The organism is Natronospira elongata, from assembly GCF_034931365.1.
GTDB classification, from domain to species: domain Bacteria; phylum Pseudomonadota; class Gammaproteobacteria; order Natronospirales; family Natronospiraceae; genus Natronospira; species Natronospira elongata.
The window spans coordinates 177,085-195,915 of the sequence record NZ_JAYGII010000001.1; the positions used below are offsets into that span (position 1 = coordinate 177,085).

The window sequence follows — 18,831 nt, forward strand, 5'->3', positions numbered from 1 at the left end:
CTGGGGCTTTGCTAGAATGGCCCGAAACCACGCAATCACCGCCGGAGTGCCTGTCATCGTGCTGGATCGCCTGCTGGAAGCTCGTCCCTTCAATCTGCTCGCCGCCGCAGTGTGCGCGGTCCTGTTGGCCTATGCCTACTATAGCCAGTTCGTGGTTGGTCTGGAGCCCTGTCCGCTGTGCATTTTTCAACGGATCGCCATGATTGCCCTGATGCTGGTCTTTCTGAGTGCCGCAGTGGTGGGGGGCGGCCCTGTGCGCTCCCGTGTGATGGCCGGGTTGACGGGCTTGACCGCGCTGAGTGGGGCCGGCATATCGGCCTGGCATATTCGTCAACAGAATCTTCCGGGGGAGGAATTTGCCGCCTGTGGTGCCGATCTCAGCTACATGATCGAGGTCTTCAGCTTCTGGGAGACCCTGGAAATGGCCTTTACCGGTACCGGTGACTGCGCCGAGGTGGACTGGGCCTTCCTGGGCCTGTCCATGCCCGCCTGGGTGGGTATGTGGTTCGTCTTTCTGGGTGCCGCGGGCGTCTGGGCCAACTGGCGTGCTGCGCGTCCCCCCTTCTAGATGATGGCTCCCAGCGCCTGTCGTCGGGCATTGAAACTGCTGCTGGGTCCGCTCGTCTTCGCCATTACCCTGCTATTGCCACCCCCGGCGGTGCTCAGCCAGCCTGCCTGGCTCGTTTGTGGCCTGGCTGCCTGGATGATGATCTGGTGGATTACGGAAATCCTTCCTCTGGCGGTCACGGCGCTTCTGCCTGTCGTCGTACTGCCGCTCACGGGCACCCTGGCATTGGCTGAAGCAGCCGAACCCTACGCCAATCCGGTGGTATTTCTGTTTCTTGGCGGTTTTGTCATTGCTCTGGCAATCCAGTCCAGTGGCCTGCACCGTCGCCTGGCCATGGCGGTGGTATCTCTGGGTGGCAGCCGGCCTGATCGGCTAGTGGCAGCAATCATGGCGGCCACGGCGCTGCTGAGCATGTGGATCAGCAATACGGCCGCTACTGCCATTCTGCTGCCGGTTGCCTTGTCGGTGCTGGCTCTGTCCCAGCAGGATGACGGCCAGACCGTATCGGAGAGACTGGCGCCGGCTTTGCTTATTGGGGTGGCCTTCGCCGCCAATATCGGCGGCATGGCCACCCTGATCGGCACCCCGCCCAATGCCATCCTTGCCGCCTACCTCGGCGAGCAGCATGACATTCATCTGAGTTTTGCCGGCTGGATGATGATCGCCCTGCCCATCGCTCTGTTGTTGCTGCTGTTGGCATGGTGGGTATTGGTCCGCATCTGTTTTCCCGTGGGCCGCCAGGACCTCAGCGGCCTCGCGGAGCGCTTCGAGCGTCAGCGTCAGGCCCTGGGGCCGTGGACCCCGGCTGAACAAAGAGTTGCCGGGGTGTTCGTCCTGGCGGTGCTGGCCTGGATGAGCAGGCCCTGGCTGACCACGTGGTTACCCGGACTGGATGACGCCATTGTGGCCCTGGCGGCCGCAGTGCTTCTTTTTGCCATGGGCAGCGGAGGCAGGGATGCCGAACCCTTGCTGCGCTGGGAAGATACCCGCCAGCTTCCATGGGGGGTGTTGATACTCATTGGTGGGGGTCTGAGTCTGGGGCTTGCGGTCAAGGAGAGCGGTCTGGCCGATACCGTGGCCCTGGGGCTCGAGGCGGTGGCAGCCCACCCCATGCCGGTGCTGGTGGTCACGGTGGCCGCTGTCGCCATGCTGGTCAGTCACGTCACGTCCAACACCGCTGCCGCCGCGACTCTGATTCCCATCGCCGCAGCCGTCGCCGTCGGGCAGGGAGAGTCCGCGCTGATACTCGCCATGCCCGTGGCCCTGGCCGCGTCCTGTGCCTTCATGCTCCCAAACGCCACTCCACCCAATGCCATTGTCTTCGGCAGCAATCGCCTGGCGGTGACCCAGATGCTGAAAGCAGGGGCTGTACTCAGTCTGCTGATCCTCGCGTTGGTCGCGGGAGGCGGCTTACTTACCAGTTGGCTCGCAGGTTGAAGAAGAAACCGTGGTTCCAGACTGAACCCGACTCACTGGTAGCCACATCGTCCCGTCGGTAAGTATTGTCGAATTCCCCCAGGAGAAAGCCCATCAGTTGCACCTGGTAACCGAGCGAGAAGGTCATTCGCAGCGAGTCGTTCACATCCATAAGGCCGTAGTACCCCAGGGCGACGCGGGTATAGCCGCCGAGGCCCCTTCTTTCCTCGGTGATGGGGTCGGTCCCGGTGGCCGCCCTGAGAGCGTCCTCGTTCACGCCCCGGTTATTCAAGGTTTGATAGCCAAGAAAGGTGGTCAGGTCGGAGCCAAAGCCGGGGTTGCGATAGCCGGTGGCCACCGCCCGCATCCAGTCGTAGTCGATGTAGATGCCAAGGACTTCAAATTCGGTGGCGGTATCGATGAAGCTCACCCCGCCGGGAACATCCACATTGAAGCGGCCCTCGGTGGGCAGGGTCCAGTTGCCATAGCCCAGGCCGACCCGGCCTCCATCACGGCGATGCTCCCAGCGGTATAGGGCGAAGAATTCGTAGTCCTCCTGAAAGCGCTCGGCTTCAGGAGAGATGTCCAGGTCTGCCGATGGCCCGTAGCTGCCACTGATCTGTCCCCGGTCCATGAACAGGCCCCAATCACCGAAGCCGAGGTAGCCGGCAATGCGGCGATTGCTGTCCTCGGAATCATCCAGATCCAGAAGCAGGCTGGCATAGAAGTTGTCACCCGCCCGGATACTGAAGTCCAGCAGGTAATGATTGTTGTCGTCGAATTCCAGGCCATCCACCCATTCGCGTTCATGGTTTTCCCAGTTCACCTGGCGAAAGCCCATGCCGCTATGGGTGGTGGGAATATTGCGAGTGCTGGCCAGGCTATCCAATGCGAACAGGCAGGCAAGGCAGCCGCCCAGGGCCGCGAGACAGTTGGTTTTTTTCATGAGTTCTTCTGATCCGGTGGAGCATCCCTGCGGATTCATCCGCTTGGTTTCTTAATTTACGGCTCTGATGACCCCGTGTAACAGCCGGCCTCCCGCACGGCTCAGCCACTGAGATCCCACTTTGATACAGATTAAGTGGGTGGCGTGCATTCGTCCAGGTGGCATTTTTCCCAAATCAAGCGATATTTGCTGCCCGAGTTACCCGGCTCGTTCAAAGCCCTGCTGAGCCAGATAATCCGCCAGGGCTGCCCGCAGCCGCTGTTCCCGGTTGCCGGTATATCGAGCTGCCTGCTCATGCCACCATTCCAGGTGGATATAGGCAATCCGCACCGGTATGCGCTCCAGGCCCAGGATGTGCGAGATCATGGTCCGTTTGCGACCGGCATTGGCCTTTAGCAGGGTTCCATCTCGACCAATGGCCACATTCAGCTCATCCGGGCCCTTGTCGAGGCGAAAGCCTTCCTCTGTCAGGATGCGGAACAGATCCAGCAGCTCTTCCAGCCAGGCCAAGACCCGAGCTTCCGTATCGAGGAAGTAGCCCTTGTTCATGATGCGTCGCGGGTCACCGCGCTCGATGCGGGCCATCAGGGATTGGTAGGCCTCACTCTGTCTGAGGTCTTCCCGGTTGTGCCAGATATCCGCCATCATCTGGTAGCGGTCGTGATCCTCGATGCGGGGCGGGTCCAGATCCCAATCGCCGGTCCAGAAGAACCGCCTTCGGGTGGCGCCGTTGCCGAAGCGGACCCAATGCTGCAGGCTGCGGGGCGGTACCCAGACCAGGGTCTGGTCCCCCACATGGGCAAGGGCGCAGCGACGGCTTAATTGCCGATCTCCCGGCACCCCCAGATGACACCACCCCAACCAGGCGAGGTGGCCCAACGGTGCCCGTACCATGCGGTACCAGCCTTCCTTGATGCCCCGCGTCAGGCCGTGGCGAAACAAATGGAGTTTGAAGCCCAGCCTGGCCAGGCGACCGTTTGCCGATTCTTCCCGCAAGACGCCCCCGAAATCCGGTTGTACGAAGGGGCGCAATTATTGGCGATCCGGGGACGGCTGTCGAGGGCCCGGCACCGGGAAGGACCGGTGCCGGGCTGTCTGCGTCAAGTCCGTTCCGTGGGTGGCATGGTGCCGAAACGGCCGCTGCGGAAATCCTCAAAGGTCTGCTGAATCTCTTCCTGAGTGTTCATTACAAAGGGGCCGTAGCCGGCGATGGGCTCGTCGATCGGCTCGCCCCCCAGTACCAGCAGCACCGCATCGTCATTGGCCTCCAGCAGTAGGCCCTCGCCGTCGGTGCCCAGCACGGTGACCTGATCGGGGCGCGTGATCGCCTCGCCATTGACCTGGATCGTGCCCTTGAGTGAAACCACAAGGCCGGTCCAGCCATCCGGCAGGGGCAGGCGAGTGCTGGCGTCCTTGTTCAGGCGGACATCCCAGACGTGCATGGGCGTGAAGGTATCCGCCGGACCCTGCTTGCCTTCGTATTCCCCCGCGATCACGCGCAGGCTGCCGGCACCATCCGGTAGCGATTGCACCGGGATATCGTCGTTGCTCAGGGTCTGGTAACCGGGATCGGTCATCTTGTCCCTGGCCGGCAGATTGACCCAGAGCTGGACCATCTCCAGTTCGCCCCCTTGGGCGGTAAAGGCCCGGGAGTGAAATTCCTGGTGCAGGATGCCGCCACCGGCGGTCATCCATTGCACATCGCCCGGGCCGATCTTGCCACCCGCGCCGGTGGAGTCCAGGTGTTCCACCTCGCCCGAATACACAATGGTCACCGTTTCGATGCCGCGATGCGGGTGTTCACCGACGCCACGAGGCGTTTCGGCGGCATCGAAATCCATCGGCCCGGCATGGTCCAGCAGCAGGAAGGGACTGATGTGTTTGCCGTGTCGGTCATAGGAAAACAGTGAGCGCACCGGGAAACCATCACCGACCCAGTGCCGGGGTGGGGCATTGTAAGTGGCGAGAACCTTCTTCATGTCATCCTCCTGATGGATTGTCTGTACGGTTGCAGACAGTGTGGTACTGAGACGCTGACATGAGTAGGGGGCAAAATCTGTACTCAGCGTTCCAGATATGGAACGATAGCCGCCATGCAGGACTTAAACGACCTCTATTACTTCGCCCAGGTGGTGGAACATGGCGGCTTTGCCCCCGCCGCGCGGGCGCTCGGAGAGCCCAAATCCAAGCTCAGCCGCCGCGTGTCGGCACTGGAGGCTCGCTTGGGTGTGCGTCTGCTCCAGCGCTCGACACGCCATGTCACCGTTACCGAGATTGGCCGTGTCTATTATGGCCACTGCAAGGCTATGCTGGTTCAGGCCGAATCCGCCCAGGAGGCCATCGACTCCAGTCGCGCCGAACCCTGTGGCGTGGTTCGCATGAGTTGCCCCATTGCCCTGCTGGATGCCCGTGTCGGTCCCATGCTGGCTGAATTCATGAGCAATAACCCGAGGGTGGTGGTTAACGTCGATGCCACCAATCGCCGGGTGGATCTGATCGAAGAGGGCCTGGATCTGGCCGTGCGGGTGCGCCCGCCACCGCTGGAAGACAGCGACCTGGCCCTGCGTCGACTTGCCGACCGTGGTCAGTGCCTGTTGGCCAGCCCTGAATTGGTGGCCCGCCATGGCGAGCCGCAAAGCCCCAGCGACCTGGCCGACTATCCCAGTCTGGCCCTCGGTCTGTCCCGGGACCGTCATGTCTGGCAGCTTCAGGGGCCGGGAGGCGAGGCCGTCCGCGTTCAGCACCGGCCCCGACTGGTCACCCAGAGCATGCCCGCCCTGCGTGCCGCCGCCGAGGCGGGGCAGGGTGTGGTGCAGCTTCCCCGCATGATGGTGACCGAATCACTGGCCGAGAATCGTTTGCGCAGTCTGCTGCCTGATTGGGCCCCGCCGCGGGAGATCGTGCATGTGGTCTTTCCATCCCGGCGCGGCCTGCTCCCGGCCGTCCGCGCCCTGATTGATCACCTGGCCGCGGGATTCGCGGCGCTGGAAGAGGATTGAAATCACAGTGATCCCCAGGAGTCCGACATGATCGTCACCCGACGTATTTCACTTAGCAAGCTATTGCGCTTCACCTGGCCCAGGTTTTTGATCCTGGCCTTTTTCACCCTGCTTGCCTGCCTGATCATGGACTATCTTGAGCGGGATCTACTGCAGGCCCTGTCCTACGCCGCCGGTTTTCTTGGGACGGCATTGGCCTTTCTGATCGGCTTTCGCAACAACGCCGCCTACGGGCGATGGTGGGAGGGGCATCAGATCTGGTCGCGGCTCAAGTACAACTCGCGCAGTTTCGCCCTGCTCGTGCAGGGGCTGATTCCCGATGGGGAAGGGATCAACGGCATCCGTCGGCAACTCATTCATCGTCAGGCGGCTTTTGCCTGGTGGCTCAATCATTTCCTCCGCCGTCGCCAGCCGGGTAGCGAGATGGAGCCGCTATTGTCCCCGCAGGAGCGGAGAAAGGTCAGCGCCAGTCAGCATCCCCCATTGGCACTGCTGAGACTTCAGGGGCAGACCATTCATGAGCTGGCCGAGTCCGGCAGGCTGGATGCCTACCGCCATGTTCGATTTACTGAATTGCTGCAGGCATTCAATGAAGCGCTGGGTAGCAGTGAGCGGCTGAAAAAGACCCCCTTTCCAATGCAGTACAGCTGGTTCATGAGCTATACCTTGATACTTTTCCTGCTGGTATTGCCCCTGAGCCTGGCCGGACACCTGGGCTACTGGTCCATCCCCTTTGCCCTGCTGATCGGATATGCCTATATCATGCTGGAATACGTGGGACGACATATCGAAAACCCTTTCGAAAACGAGGTCAACGACGTCCCCCTTGACTACATTGCCCGCACCATCGAAATCGACCTGCGCGAGATGCTGGGCGAAACCGAACTGCCGGCACCCGTCAAGCCCAAGGGCCTGGGCTATCTTTTCTGATAGGTGCTTCTAGCTTGATGGCCAGGTCTTTCTGCGAAAGCCGGGCGTCTGCATTACTGTTTAGCATTTGAACAAAAGTGGGATCAGAAATGAGAAAGATGATGACCGGGGCGGCCCTGATGTTTGCAGGGAGCACCTTTGCTGAAGTATTGCCGGAGCAGACTGCGACTGCCCGGGATTTTGTCCCGGGCGATTACCATGTGGTTGGGGCAGTGCAGGGCGATCTGAATCAGAACCAACGAGACGACTGGGTCTTTCTTGTCAGCCGGAACGACGAGGGCGAATCCGGGGGTAAGGATCAAGGCCGGACGGGCACTGGTGAGAGCGATGGACTGCTTGTCGTCTTCAATGAGGAGGACGGATATCGCCATGTGCTCTCGAACCTCGACTGCCTTGCTTCCGATAGTGAGGAAGGTGGGGTCTATTTCGCGCCGGAGCCGGATGTCAGTATCGACCGTGGTAATCTGTATATTCATTTCCGTCACGGCCGATACGGTCATTGGACCTACAATTTCCGCTATCAGGGGGACGACTTTGAACTGATTGGCTACGACAGCACGCAGCAACGGGGACCGGTTGTGGAGCGCTCCGTCAGCATCAATCTGCTGACCAAAAGAATGTTGATCAGGGAAAACATCAATCACGATGCCGAGGGCGGAGACGAGGAATTCGAAGAGACCTGGAAAGAGTTCGCGCTCCCCCAGCCAATCAGACTCGGCGAAATCGGGAGTTTTGAGGCGCTTGATGTGAAAGCGCACATGAAACTGCTCGATTAGCGCTCTATATCGGGTGTCCCGGTTTCCTTCCTGGGCCTGGCACCGATGCCCAGCGTGAAGAGCAGGGCGATCACCGTGGAGGCGGCGGCCAGCAAGAAAGTATCGGAATAGGGGATGGCACTGGCCGCCGCGGTGTACAGTGGGTTCAGGGCGGCGGTGGCGACCTCCTGCCGGTGGGACAGGAAGGCACCCACTGTGGAAGCGCCCAGACCCGCCCCCATGAAAAAGAAGAGCTGATAGATGCCCGAGCCGATGCCGGCGATTTCCCGGGTCAGGGCAAAGGAGGCTGCATTGGCATTGGGGGACATGACGCCGGCATAGCCAATCCCCATGACCAGCAAGCCAAAGGCGATGACCGGTGGGGGGCTGTCGGTCTGGATGGAGAGGAAAAGCAGCCCCATCAACACCAGAGCCAGACTCCCCTGCAGTACCCGCCTCGGGCCGATACGGTCGGACAGTCGCCCGGCCATTCTTGAGAACAGGAAGATGGCCAGGGCACTGGGGGCTAGCACCATGCCCGCCCCCAGGGGACTCAGTTCGTGCTGCTCGATCATGAGCAGGGGGATCAGGAACAGGCCGCCGCCCAGAAAGGCCGCCTGAGCGAAAACGGCCACCCCGCAGGCCGAGAGATAGGTCCGGTTACGGAACAGCGCCGGTGGGGCGAAGGGGGTGGCCGAATGACGGATATGAATGGCGAAGCCGAGCGCGGCCGCGATTGCCACGATCAGCGGGCCCCAGGTTCGGGGAGAGTCGGGCCCGGCCTGCTGCAAGCCGGTGACGGCAAGGAAAAGCGCGGCGGCGCTGAGCGAAATCAGCAAGGCGCCCATCAGGCCGAAATGCCGTAATCCACCCTTTGCCCGGTCAGCCGCTGCGGTGTCCGGCATCCGCAGCCAGGTGGCGGTGGCCAGGAGGATCAAGAGCATGAGGGTGCCGAGAAACAGCCAGGGCCAGCCGCCCAGGCTGACGACCACGCCGCCCACGATGGGCCCGGTGGCCGCACCGATGCCCACACTGGAGATGACTGTACCGAAGGCCTGGCCACGCTCGCCGGGGGGGAAGAGGCGGGTGACGGAGCCCAGAGCCAGGGCCGGTATGGCGGCCGCGCCGGCTGCCTGCATCACCCGCCCGGCCACCAGCCAGGCAAAACTCGGCGCCAGGGCGCCCATCAGCGAGCCCGCGGCGAATACCAGCAGGGCCACCAGAAAGGTCTTGCGCAGACTGATGAAATCCGAGATTCGCCCGTAGAGTGCCGTACCCACGGCAAAGACCAGGGCATAGGCGGTGATGATCCATCCGGCCGCGCTGGCCGAGACCGCCAGATCGGCCCGGATACGCGGGATGGCGACGTTGATCATGCTGTTGTTGAGCACGCTGACAAATACCGCCAGCGCCATGATCGCCAGCAGCACCTGTCCGCTACTCCGGCTCACGCCCGAGTCGCGAGTCTGTGGATCAACGCTCATAATGAATCCAGCTTAAAGGGGTGGGGACCTGGGGGTCCCATCAAGCGTGACGAGTGTCCCGAGGGATGGCATTCGTCCTGAGCGGAAACTGTATCAGGCCGCCCCGGCTGGTGAAAGCCGGCACAGTCATTTGCGATGCAATACGGAACTGCGCAATGATGCAGCCTCATGAGGGAGTCGCAATGACAATGAATATATGGGTGGATGCCGACGCCTGCCCCGGTGTGATCAAGGAGATTCTCTTTCGGGCCGCGGAGCGGGCACAGGTGATGGTAACGCTGGTGGCCAATCAGCCCGTGCGGGTGCCGAAATCCCGTTTTATTCGCATGCGCCAGGTCAGCTCGGGCTTCGATGTCGCCGATGACGAGATTGTCCGGCAGGTGTCGGCCGGAGATCTGGTGGTCACGGCGGATATTCCCCTGGCGGCGGAGGTCATCGACGAGGGCGCGGTGGCGCTCAGCCCGCGGGGAGAGCTCTATACCACGGCCAATATCCGCGCCCGGCTCAACATGCGGGACTTTCTCGACACCATGCGCTCAAGTGGTGTGGACACCGGTGGGCCACCGGCCCTCAGTCAGGCTGATCGCAAGGCCTTCGCCGGCCACCTGGACCGTATTCTGGCGCAGCACAAAGGGGCGTGACGGCCGGTCCTCAACTCGCCATGCGCTCCAGGATATCCCGGTAAATCCCCGCCAACTGATCCAGCTCATCGACCCGAATTCGTTCATCCACCGCATGAATGGTGGCATTGGTGGGGCCCAGTTCCACCAGTTGGGTCCCGGTGGGGGCGATGAAGCGGCCATCCGAGGTACCGCCGGAGGTGGAGAACTCGGGTTCCAGACCCGCCTGATCGCGGACCGCATCCCGGACCGCTTCCACCAGTGGTCCGCCCCGGGTGATGAAGGGACGGCCCGAGTCCCGCCAGAAGCACTCATGTCGCGGCGCGTGGCGTTCCAGTACCTCGTTTACCATCTGCTGCAGTCCCTCGGGTGTCTGCCGGGGGCTGTAGCGGAAGTTGAACCAGGCCTCGGCAGTGGCGGGAATGACATTGTTGGCGCCGGTGCCGGCATTGAAATTGGAGATCTGGAAGCTGGTGGGCGGAAAGTCGGCGTCGCCTTCATCCCATTGTCGCTGACTGAGTTCGCTCAGCGCGGCCGCCAGACGGGGGATGGGGTTGTCAGCGTTCTGGGGGTAGGCCACATGACCCTGGATGCCGCTGACCGTTACCTGGCCGGACAGTGAACCCCGTCGGCCATGGCGGACCACATCACCGACCCGTTCCCGGCTGGAAGGCTCGCCCACCACGCAGTAGTCGATACGGACGCCTCGATCCTTGAGTGTTTCCATGACCTTTTTGGTGCCTTCCTGGGCCGGGCCTTCCTCGTCGCTGGTGATCAGAAAGGCCAGGCGCAGACCGGGGTCGGGGTGTTGGCTGAGAAAGTCTTCCACGGCGCAGATCATGGCCGCCAGCCCTCCCTTCATGTCCGCCGCGCCCCGGCCCCAGAGCCAGCCGTCACTCTCCACCGCCTCGAAGGGCGGATGAGTCCAGCTGTCTTCCGGGCCGGTTGGCACCACATCGGTATGCCCGGCGAAGCAGAACAGGGGACTTTTCTCACCCCGCACGGCCCAGAGGTTGTCCACCTCGCCAAAGCGAAGCGCTTCGCAACGGAAACCGAGGGCCTCGAGGCGTTCTGCAATCAGCGCCTGGCAACCGGCGTCTTCGGGGGTGATGGAGCGGCGGCGGATGAGTGCCTTGGCAAGCTCGTTGACCTGGTTCATGAGGGTTGTTCGTCCTTACGGTTGTTTCCAGGGAATGGGCGGGGCCTCGAGGCGTGGCCGGTTGGGCCGGGGGATGTGGCCGAACCGTTCGGCACCGGCCTCCCAGTCCTTCTGGGCCTCTTCGATTTCTTCGCGGCTGTGACCGACGAAGTTCCACCACATGTGGATGCGGCCTGGCATGGGTTCACCGCCGATGAGCAGGGCCCGGCCTGCCTGCTCACTGGCGATGGCCACCCGGTCGCGTCCCAGGCCCAGATAGGCCAGCTCATTCTCGGCGAAATGTTCACCCTCGATATCAATCCCGCCCTCCAGCGGCAGGATGCCGTATTCGAAATCCGGGCGGAGGGAGAACTGCGTGCGAGCAGCTTCGGGCCAGGCCAGGTCCATGCCCAACAAGGGGGAGAAACTGAGGGTGGGGGCACGGTGTTCTCCCTGTTCCCCCATGAGCAGGGTGGCCTGAAAACCGTCCTGCTCGAAACGGGGCAGTTCGGGATAATGGTCAAAGCGGGGCGCTGTGTGACGATCTTCATGGGGCAGGGCGATCCACAACTGGGCGGCGTGAAGATCACTCTCACCGGGCAGTGAGGCCTCGGTGTGGCTGATGCCAGCGCCGGCGGTCATGAGATTGACCTGGCCCGGGCGGATGATCTGCTCGTAGCCCAGACTGTCCCGGTGCAGCAGCTTGCCCTTGATCATCCAGGTGAAGGTTTGCAGACAGGTGTGGGGATGGGGCCCAACCTGCATGCCGTCGCTGTCCGGGGCGAAGCGGGCCGGGCCGGCATGGTCCAGAAAGCACCAGTGGCCGATCAGGCGACGGCCCCGAGTGGGCAGGCTGCGCGCGACCGGAATGCCGCCCACATCGGAATGACGGGCTTGCAGGCGCTGTATCGTTGGCTGCTGTTCCTTGTTCGCGCAGTCCAGGTCAATGCAGTCGCGATCACCCTCGGCCGTTGTCATGGCAGGCTCCTGTGCCGTTTCAGCGTTTGAACAGTGTTGTCCAGTCATCGGCCTGAAAGCCAACCCGGAGAGTGCCGTTCTGGTTCAGCACCGGGCGTTTGATGATGGTGGGGTTGGCGACAAAGACGGCCGCGTCACCCTCGTTGGCCCGGTCCTTGTCTTTGTCAGTCAGCTTGCGCCAACTCGGACCGCGACGGTTGATCAGCTTGTCACTGCCGATTTCATCCAGCCAGCGATTGACCATGGCATCATCCAGGCCGTCCTTGCGCAGATCATGCCAGCCGTGGTTGATGCCCTGCTCGTCCAGCCAGCGGCGCGCCTTGCGGCAGGTATCGCAGTTGTGAATGCCGTAGAGGGTGATGCTCATTCAGCGCTCCTGAGCAGTTCATTGATGCCCACCTTGGCACGGGTGGCGGCATCCACGCGCTTGACGATGATGGCGGCATACAGGCTGTGGCTGCCGTCCTTTGCGGGCAGGGTGCCGGGCACCACCACCGACCCGGCCGGCACACGGCCACGAAGGATCTCGCCGCTTTCCCGATCATAGATGCGCGTGCTCTGGCCAAGATACACCCCCATGCTGATCACCGAGCCCTCTTCGACGATCACCCCTTCAACCACTTCCGAGCGGGCACCGATGAAGCAGTTGTCCTCGATAATGGTAGGCGTGGCCTGCAAGGGTTCGAGCACGCCCCCGATTCCCACGCCCCCGGACAGGTGCACATTTTTGCCAATCTGGGCGCAGGACCCGACCGTCGCCCAGGTATCCACCATGGTCCCGGAACCCACCCAGGCGCCGATATTGATATAGGAGGGCATGAGCACGGCACCCTTGGCCACATGAGCCCCGGCGCGTACCGTCGCCGGCGGTACCACCCGCACACCGTCGCGTCTAAAGTCAGCTTCCTCATAGTCGGCATGCTTGAGCGGTACCTTGTCGAAGAAACGGGTATAGCCGCCGTCGATCACCCTGTTGTCACGCAGACGAAAGGAAATGAGCACGGCCTTTTTCAGCCATTCATTGACCACCCACTGACCATCCTGCTTTTCCGCCACCCGGGCCTCGCCCGAGTCCAGCATGCCAAGCGCCTGATCCACTGCCTCGATCACATCCCGGTCCTCCTTTCCCGGGCCGATTTCGGCACGCTTCTCGAAGGCTTGTTCAATGATTGACTTCAGTTCTGCCATGATTTGGATCCTGTTCTGTTTGCTGGTAGTTCGGTGCTGGGTTTTGGCGTTATAGGGAACCTCTGATTAATTCATTCGCGCCCGCAGTTGGCGCTGAGAGCGTCTGATTCAAGGCGCATTGCGCAGCACAGTAGCCTCTGCGCTACGGGCAAGCAATGCAACGCAGAAGCAGGCGCTCTCAGCGCCAACCCCTTGTGGGCCAGAGGGATTTTCCCTCTCGTCTTCGTTGTTCGGCTCATCCCTGAGCCTCACCCCTCCCTTCGGTCGGGGCCTCGCGCAGAGCGCGAGTCCAAATACGTTCCCGACGCATTTGTGCTCCTCGCTCATGTAGCACAGCGGCTACACTACGCTCGTCGCGCCTCGCGAGAGGAAAAATCCCGTTGGCTGCGGGCGCGAATGAATTGATCAGAGGTTCCTTAGACACAGAGAACGCAGAGAATCCGCAGAGGAACACAGAGGTGTTCTATTTTATCAGTCTTTTGACGCCATCTAGGAGTCGCGGGACATTGAAGTTAATCAATATCCATAGGGGTGGCCTGATAATCTCAGGTAACTGAGCACCTGTGCAGTATGCACAGGCATCAGTTTTTCGACGCTCTTGAGCTCCAAAATCAGTTTGTTTTCTACAAGCAGGTCAATCCGGTATCCGGATTCAAGTGCTGTACCCTTGTAGTCCACAGGTAATTGTATCTGGCGAAAAAAATTCAGTTCGGCGCGCGAAAGCTCGTAAGCGAGTGCCTGTTCGTAAGCACTCTCAAGCAAGCCTGGCCCGAGCACACGATGCACCTCGATTGCGCATCCAATTACGCGCCTCGTTAGTGCATTATCCAGTACTGAATGAGCCTCCATGCTCATACCTCCAATATCCTCTGTGGCCCTCTGCGGATTCTCTGTGACCTCTGTGTAAAAAAATCAGTCTGAATGAAGCCTGCAGCCCCAATCAATCAGTGACTCGCCATCCGGGCTGTAGGCGCAATTCGATCAGCTCAGCTTCCTTTTGTTTCCAGCAGGCGGCGGATGCGATGGGCAGCGTCGGTGCATTCCTCCACGGTGGCGACCAGGGAAATGCGCAGGTGGCCCTTGCCGGGGTTGCCCTGGGCGGTGTCGCGGGAGAGGTAGGTACCGGGCAGGGCAGTGATGTGTTGCTCGGCGAAGAGATCCCGGGCAAAGGCTTCGTCATCACCACCGGGAACCTGGACCCAGAGATAGAAGCCGCCTTCGGGGCGACTGCAGGACAGCACCGGCTCAAGGATGGGCAACACCGCATCGAACTTGGCCCGGTAGGCGGCACGGTTCTGTTCCACGTGGGCATCGTCATCCCAGGCCGGGATGCTGGCCTGTTGAGCCGGCAGGGGCATGGCGCAGCCGTGGTAAGTGCGGTAAAGACGGAAGGGCTTGATGATGTCCGCATCACCAGCCACGAAGCCCGAGCGCAGGCCGGGCACATTGGAACGCTTGGACAGGCTGTGCATGACCAGACAGCGCTTGAAGTCATGGCGGCCGGTCTGTTCGCAGACTTCCAGCAGTCCCGGCGGCGGGGTGTCACCCAGGTAGATTTCCGAGTAACACTCGTCGGCGACGATCACGAAATCGTGGCGGTCGGCCAGTGCAGTGGCGTGCTTGAGATACTCGGGGCTCATGACCTTGCCGGTGGGGTTGCCGGGCGAGCACAGGAACAGCAATTGGCAGCGGTCCCAGTCTTCGGGGGACACGGCATCCAGGTCCGGCAGGTAATCGTTCTCGGCCGTGGTGTTGAGATAGATGGGCTCGGCACCGGCAAGCAGGGCCGCCCCCTCATAGATCTGATAGAAGGGGTTGGGCATCATCACGGCGGCACCCGGCTTGTCTTCCACCACTGCCTGGGTCAGGGCAAACAGGCCCTCTCGGGTACCGGTAAGGGGTAAGATGTGACGTTCGATATCCAGGCGCTGTTCCGGCAGCCCAAAACGCCGGCACAGCCAGCGGGCGATGGCGGCCCGCAGCTCGGGGATGCCGGGTGCCATGGGATAGGAGGCCAGGCCATCCAGGTGATCCTTCAAGGCCTCGATCACAAAGGCCGGTGGTTCGTGCTTGGGCTCGCCGATTGACAGGGCAATATGGGAAAGCCCCTTCGGGGGTTCAATGCCGGCCTTCAGGGTCGCCAGGCGTTCAAAGGGGTAGGGGTGCAGTTTGTCCAGATCGGGGTTCATGGGCTCCCTTTTAGTTCTCGATCGTAGTGACTTGAGTGAAATTAGAGCGAGGTCGAGTCAGCGCCGTCTTCAAGTTGCCGTTTCAGTGCCTGTTCCAGTTCCTGGCGTCGGGCTTCGCTGTCCAGGGGGCTGTCATCGGTTTCGGTAATGAAAAAGATGTCTTCCGCCTTTTCCCCCACCGTGGCCACCTTGGCATTCTGAAGCCGCACCCGGGCATCCAGCAGGGCGCCGGCAATGCGGGTCAGCAGGCCCGGGCGGTCGCCGGTGGTGATCTCCAGAATGGTGCGGTCGTTGCGTTCGTCGTCGGCGAAACTGATGCGGGTGGGGGTGGAAAACATGCGGTGCTGACGTGGCATGCGCCGACGAATATCCCGTGGGTCGCCGCCCAGGCGGCCGGCTTCCTGTTCCATCACCCTGAGAATCTCCCGGCCGCGTTCGGCGGATTCGATCTCTTCGCCGTCGGCTTCCAGCACCACCCAGGTGTAGAGGGTGCGTTCATCCCGCGTGGATACGATGCGGGCATCGAGCACGGTCAGGCCCAGCTGCTCAAGGGCGGCGGTACTGCGGGCGAAGGCCAGATCGTCCCGTGGGGAGCAGACGAAAACGGCGGTGCCGCCGCGCTCGGTCTCCCGCCGTACCTGCACCAGCGGCTTGCCGGAGTCACCATGTTCCAGCAGGGCGCGGGTATGCCACTGGATTTCCGAGGGCGAATGGCGGAGGAAATAATCTCCCGGCAGGGCGGACCAGATTCCCCTGACCGCCTCGGTGTTGATGCCGGCCGAATCCAGCTGCTCCAGGGTTTCGCGCTTGGTTTCGTTGATCAGCTCTTCGCGGGCCACCGGATTGACCAAGCCACGGCGCAGGGCGCGGCTGGTGTTCTGGTAGAGCTCGCTGAACAGGCTGGCTTTCCAGGAATTCCAGAGCTCCGGATTGGTGGCGCGCACATCGGCCACGGTGAGGATGTAGAGATAGTCCAGATGCAGTTGATCGCCGACTTTCTCGGCAAACTCGTGGATGACTCTGGGGTCGCTGATGTCTTTCTTCTGGGCGGTGAGCGAGAGCAGCAGGTGTTGCCGGACGAGCCAGGACACCAGTCGGGCATCGTATTCGCTCAGGCCGTGGCGTTTGCAGAACCGCAGGGCATCGCTGGCACCCAGTTCGGAGTGATCCCCGCCGCGGCCCTTGGCGATATCGTGAAACAGGCCTGCCAGATAGGCCAGTTCCGGTTTCGGCAGACCGCGCATGACCCGGCTGCAGTCGGGGAATTCGTGATCAAAGCGGGACAGGGCGAAGCGGCGCAGATTGCTCAGCACGAACAGGGTGTGCTCGTCCACGGTGTAGGTATGAAAGAGGTCGAACTGCATCCGGCCGACGATCTTCCCGAACTCCGGGATATAACGGCCCAGCACCCCGTAGCTGTTCATGCGGCGGAACTCGTGGGTGACACCCTGTGGTTCGCGCAGGATGGCCATGAACAGGGCCTGGTTGTCCGGGTTGCGGCGGAAATCCTCGTTGATCAGATGGCAGTGCTGGCGCACCAGGCGAATGGTGCCGGCGCTGACCCCTTCGGCTTCCGGATGTTGTTGGAGCAGGTGAAACAGCTCCAGCAGGGCGCCGGGTTCGCGTCGGAAGACATCCCGGTCCACTACATCCAGGTAGCCGTTCTTGAGCTGGAAACGCTCGTTGATGGGCTGGATGCGGGGATCGCCCTCGAGCAGGATGGCTTCCTTGAACAGCTGCAGCAGCATTTCATTGAGACGGTTCAGCTCCATCACCGTGCGGTAGTAGCGCTGCATGGACTGTTCCACCGCCAGACTGTGCTCGCTGTCCTCGTAGCCCATGGTCTCGGCGAGGCGCAGCTGGTGATCGAACAGCAGCCGGTCCTCGTGGCGCCCGGTCATCTCATGCAGTAGCCAGCGGATACGCCAGAGAAAACCCTGGCCCTCCACCAGGCGCCGATGTTCCTCGCGGCTGAGAAAACCATAGGAGGCAAGGTCGGCCAGGGTGCGGGCACCGAAGTGGCGTTTGGCCACCCACCCGATCATCTGGATGTCCCTGAGACCGCCGGGGCTTTCCTTGATATTGGGTTCGAGCTTGTAGGCCGTGTCGTGGTACTTGGCGTGCCGGGTACGCTGTTCCTCGAGTTTGCGCTCAAAGAAGCTGCGGGAGGTCCAGAGCTCATCGGAGAATGCCAGTTCCTGCAGGGCCTCGAAGGTTTTTTTGGAGCCTGCGAGACGGCGGGCCTCGATCAGATTGGTGGCGGTGCTGATGTCTTCCCGGGCGGCCTGCCGGCATTCTTCCAGTGTTCTGACACTGTGGCCCACATCAGGGCCGATGTCCCAGATCTCGGTGAAGAACTGCTCCAGGGCCGCAGCACGGCGGTCATTCAGCTTCTCTTCGGCCAGCACCAGCAAGTCGATGTCCGAACAGGGATGCAGTTCGGCGCGGCCGTAGCCGCCAACCGCCGCCAGCACCAGGCCCCGGGTCCGGCCCAGATTGCGCCGCCAGAGGGCTCGGATGAGGGTATCCATCATCCGGCTGCGAGCGGCGACCAGGGCCGCGGCGGAGGCGCCGGCAGTCGCCAGCTCGCTCAGGCGGCTACTGCCATGCTTGTGAGCAGCGCGGAGATGCTGGGGCAGGGGGTCACGACCGGCGAGCAGCTCTGCCAGCCAGGCGTTGTCGAAACGCGGCGGGGTCGGGCGTCGCCGCCTGGGCGTTTCAGAGGTCATCCTCTTCCCGGCGCTTGGTCAGGACTTCAACACCGTCCGAGGTCACCAGCACGGTGTGCTCCCACTGGGCGGAAAGGGAGTGGTCCTTGGTCACCACCGTCCAGCCATCGGGCAGCAGCCGCGTAAAGCGCTTGCCGGCATTGATCATGGGCTCGATGGTGAAGGTCATGCCCTCCTGCAATTCCAGCCCGGTGTCGGGCTTGCCGTAATGCAGGACCTGTGGATCCTCGTGAAAGCCCCGGCCGATGCCGTGGCCGCAATACTCCCGGACCACGGAAAACCCGTGCCCTTCGGCGTATTTCTGGATGGCGTAACCGATATCCCCCAGGCGGGTGCCGGGGCGGACCAGGCGAATACCCTCCAGCATGGCCTCGCGGGCCACCCGGCTGATGCGATCAGCCTGGATCGAGGGCTTGCCCACGTAATACATCTTGGAGGTGTCGCCGTGGAAGCCATCCTTGATCACGGTGATGTCAATATTGACGATGTCGCCCTTCTTGAGCTTCTTCGGCCCTGGAATGCCGTGACAGACCACGTGATTGAGCGAGGTGCAGATGGATTTGGGAAAACCGTGATAATCCAGCGGAGCGGGGGTCGCCTTCTGCTCATTGACGATGTAGTCATGGCAAATCCTGTCCAGCTCCTCGGTGGTAACGCCGGGGCGAACGTGTTCCTCGATCATTTCGTGGACCTCCGCCGCCAGGCGGCCGGCCACGCGCATTTTCTCTTGTTCTTCCGGGGACTTGATGGTGACGGCCATGGTTTTCCGTGATTCTGTCTGTAGTGCGGCCCGGCGCCGGGTCTGGGCGATCGGGAATGGCAGCAGGCGGGCCAGGGCCCGCCAGACGCGGTTTTCCGGCGCCCGCACCCGGATCATGGGTGCCGGGTCGG

General features: G+C 62.1%; 18 protein-coding genes. 6 read left to right on the plus strand and 12 right to left on the minus strand.

Annotation, left to right across the window (positions count from 1 at the left end):
- The first annotated feature begins 16 nt into the window (after positions 1–16).
- Both VCB98_RS00870 and VCB98_RS00875 read left to right on the plus strand, forming a co-directional pair.
- Positions 17–568 carry a disulfide bond formation protein B gene (locus VCB98_RS00870; protein WP_346049484.1) on the plus strand — a complete coding sequence of 184 codons (552 nt, stop codon included), beginning with the start codon at positions 17–19 and terminating at the stop codon, positions 566–568.
- Positions 569–2,005, plus strand: coding sequence for an SLC13 family permease (locus VCB98_RS00875; RefSeq protein WP_346049486.1), 1,437 nt, complete (start codon positions 569–571; stop codon positions 2,003–2,005).
- Here the strand turns inward: VCB98_RS00875 and VCB98_RS00880 are convergent.
- From VCB98_RS00880 to VCB98_RS00890, 3 genes are all read right to left on the minus strand, one after another.
- On the minus strand, positions 1,983–2,930 hold the full coding sequence (locus VCB98_RS00880; protein ID WP_346049488.1) for a hypothetical protein: 948 nt from the start codon (positions 2,928–2,930) through the stop codon (positions 1,983–1,985). The two genes, VCB98_RS00875 and VCB98_RS00880, sit on opposite strands and share 23 nt — an antisense overlap.
- Before the next feature lie 198 nt (positions 2,931–3,128).
- A complete protein-coding gene (locus VCB98_RS00885; RefSeq protein ID WP_346049490.1) occupies positions 3,129–3,962 on the minus strand; it encodes a hypothetical protein in 834 nt (277 codons plus the stop codon).
- A 68-nt stretch (positions 3,963–4,030) separates the two neighbouring features.
- Positions 4,031–4,909 carry a pirin family protein gene (locus VCB98_RS00890; protein ID WP_346049492.1) on the minus strand — a complete coding sequence of 293 codons (879 nt, stop codon included), beginning with the start codon at positions 4,907–4,909 and terminating at the stop codon, positions 4,031–4,033.
- A 114-nt stretch (positions 4,910–5,023) separates the two neighbouring features.
- Here VCB98_RS00890 and VCB98_RS00895 point away from each other — a divergent pair, with 114 nt between their 5' ends.
- The 3 genes from VCB98_RS00895 (at position 5,024) to VCB98_RS00905 (ending at position 7,635) form a co-directional block, all read left to right on the plus strand.
- Positions 5,024–5,929, plus strand: a complete 906-nt coding sequence (locus tag VCB98_RS00895; protein ID WP_346049494.1) for a LysR family transcriptional regulator — start codon at positions 5,024–5,026, stop codon at positions 5,927–5,929.
- Positions 5,930–5,956: 27 nt separating this feature from the next.
- Positions 5,957–6,859 carry a bestrophin family protein gene (locus tag VCB98_RS00900; RefSeq protein WP_346049496.1) on the plus strand — a complete coding sequence of 301 codons (903 nt, stop codon included), beginning with the start codon at positions 5,957–5,959 and terminating at the stop codon, positions 6,857–6,859.
- A gap of 89 nt (positions 6,860–6,948) precedes the next feature.
- On the plus strand, positions 6,949–7,635 hold the full coding sequence (locus VCB98_RS00905; protein ID WP_346049498.1) for a hypothetical protein: 687 nt from the start codon (positions 6,949–6,951) through the stop codon (positions 7,633–7,635).
- Here VCB98_RS00905 and VCB98_RS00910 read toward each other — a convergent pair.
- Entirely contained in the window at positions 7,632–9,098 is a 1,467-nt protein-coding gene (locus VCB98_RS00910; protein ID WP_346049500.1) for an MFS transporter, read from the minus strand. The two genes, VCB98_RS00905 and VCB98_RS00910, sit on opposite strands and share 4 nt — an antisense overlap.
- 188 nt (positions 9,099–9,286) lie before the next feature.
- On the opposite strand from VCB98_RS00910, the gene VCB98_RS00915 reads away from it, so the two are divergent.
- Entirely contained in the window at positions 9,287–9,739 is a 453-nt protein-coding gene (locus tag VCB98_RS00915) for a YaiI/YqxD family protein (RefSeq protein ID WP_346049588.1), read from the plus strand.
- 10 nt (positions 9,740–9,749) lie between these two features.
- Here the strand turns inward: VCB98_RS00915 and dapE are convergent, their stop codons facing one another.
- The 8 genes from dapE to map all read right to left on the minus strand — a co-directional run bounded on the left by dapE (position 9,750) and on the right by map (position 18,700).
- Positions 9,750–10,877, minus strand: coding sequence for a succinyl-diaminopimelate desuccinylase (gene dapE, locus VCB98_RS00920; RefSeq protein WP_346049502.1), 1,128 nt, complete (start codon positions 10,875–10,877; stop codon positions 9,750–9,752).
- A gap of 15 nt (positions 10,878–10,892) precedes the next feature.
- Positions 10,893–11,834, minus strand: a complete 942-nt coding sequence (locus VCB98_RS00925) for a pirin family protein (RefSeq protein ID WP_346049504.1) — start codon at positions 11,832–11,834, stop codon at positions 10,893–10,895.
- 19 nt (positions 11,835–11,853) lie between these two features.
- Positions 11,854–12,201, minus strand: coding sequence for a Spx/MgsR family RNA polymerase-binding regulatory protein (locus VCB98_RS00930; protein WP_346049506.1), 348 nt, complete (start codon positions 12,199–12,201; stop codon positions 11,854–11,856).
- Positions 12,198–13,022: a 2,3,4,5-tetrahydropyridine-2,6-dicarboxylate N-succinyltransferase gene (gene dapD / locus VCB98_RS00935; protein ID WP_346049508.1), complete on the minus strand. Its 825-nt coding sequence runs from the start codon at positions 13,020–13,022 to the stop codon at positions 12,198–12,200. The genes VCB98_RS00930 and dapD overlap by 4 nt, the downstream gene beginning before the upstream one ends.
- Positions 13,023–13,538: 516 nt before the next feature.
- Complete coding sequence (locus VCB98_RS00940) at positions 13,539–13,877, minus strand: GxxExxY protein (RefSeq protein ID WP_346049510.1); 339 nt, start codon at positions 13,875–13,877, stop codon at positions 13,539–13,541.
- A gap of 131 nt (positions 13,878–14,008) precedes the next feature.
- Positions 14,009–15,211 carry a succinyldiaminopimelate transaminase gene (dapC, locus tag VCB98_RS00945; RefSeq protein ID WP_346049512.1) on the minus strand — a complete coding sequence of 401 codons (1,203 nt, stop codon included), beginning with the start codon at positions 15,209–15,211 and terminating at the stop codon, positions 14,009–14,011.
- Positions 15,212–15,252: 41 nt separating this feature from the next.
- Positions 15,253–17,940 (minus strand): [protein-PII] uridylyltransferase, encoded by a 2,688-nt coding sequence (glnD, locus tag VCB98_RS00950; RefSeq protein ID WP_346049514.1) that lies wholly within the window; start codon positions 17,938–17,940, stop codon positions 15,253–15,255.
- A complete protein-coding gene (map, locus tag VCB98_RS00955; protein WP_346049590.1) occupies positions 17,930–18,700 on the minus strand; it encodes a type I methionyl aminopeptidase in 771 nt (256 codons plus the stop codon). The genes glnD and map overlap by 11 nt, the downstream gene beginning before the upstream one ends.
- Positions 18,701–18,831 lie beyond the last annotated feature (131 nt).

Bases quoted from the DNA above. Each gene is read 5' to 3' on its own strand.
- VCB98_RS00940 (WP_346049510.1), bottom strand. From the start codon at position 13,877: ATGAGCATGGAGGCTCATTCAGTACTGGATAATGCACTAACGAGGCGC.
- VCB98_RS00930 (WP_346049506.1), bottom strand. From the start codon at position 12,201: ATGAGCATCACCCTCTACGGCATTCACAACTGCGATACCTGCCGCAAG.
- dapE (WP_346049502.1), bottom strand. From the start codon at position 10,877: ATGAACCAGGTCAACGAGCTTGCCAAGGCACTCATCCGCCGCCGCTCC.
- glnD (WP_346049514.1), bottom strand. From the start codon at position 17,940: ATGACCTCTGAAACGCCCAGGCGGCGACGCCCGACCCCGCCGCGTTTC.
- VCB98_RS00910 (WP_346049500.1), bottom strand. From the start codon at position 9,098: ATGAGCGTTGATCCACAGACTCGCGACTCGGGCGTGAGCCGGAGTAGC.
- VCB98_RS00925 (WP_346049504.1), bottom strand. From the start codon at position 11,834: ATGACAACGGCCGAGGGTGATCGCGACTGCATTGACCTGGACTGCGCG.
- VCB98_RS00915 (WP_346049588.1), top strand. From the start codon at position 9,287: ATGAATATATGGGTGGATGCCGACGCCTGCCCCGGTGTGATCAAGGAG.
- VCB98_RS00895 (WP_346049494.1), top strand. From the start codon at position 5,024: ATGCAGGACTTAAACGACCTCTATTACTTCGCCCAGGTGGTGGAACAT.
- VCB98_RS00870 (WP_346049484.1), top strand. From the start codon at position 17: ATGGCCCGAAACCACGCAATCACCGCCGGAGTGCCTGTCATCGTGCTG.
- VCB98_RS00900 (WP_346049496.1), top strand. From the start codon at position 5,957: ATGATCGTCACCCGACGTATTTCACTTAGCAAGCTATTGCGCTTCACC.
- VCB98_RS00880 (WP_346049488.1), bottom strand. From the start codon at position 2,930: ATGAAAAAAACCAACTGTCTCGCGGCCCTGGGCGGCTGCCTTGCCTGC.
- VCB98_RS00875 (WP_346049486.1), top strand. From the start codon at position 569: ATGATGGCTCCCAGCGCCTGTCGTCGGGCATTGAAACTGCTGCTGGGT.
- VCB98_RS00890 (WP_346049492.1), bottom strand. From the start codon at position 4,909: ATGAAGAAGGTTCTCGCCACTTACAATGCCCCACCCCGGCACTGGGTC.
- dapD (WP_346049508.1), bottom strand. From the start codon at position 13,022: ATGGCAGAACTGAAGTCAATCATTGAACAAGCCTTCGAGAAGCGTGCC.
- dapC (WP_346049512.1), bottom strand. From the start codon at position 15,211: ATGAACCCCGATCTGGACAAACTGCACCCCTACCCCTTTGAACGCCTG.
- map (WP_346049590.1), bottom strand. From the start codon at position 18,700: ATGGCCGTCACCATCAAGTCCCCGGAAGAACAAGAGAAAATGCGCGTG.
- VCB98_RS00905 (WP_346049498.1), top strand. From the start codon at position 6,949: ATGAGAAAGATGATGACCGGGGCGGCCCTGATGTTTGCAGGGAGCACC.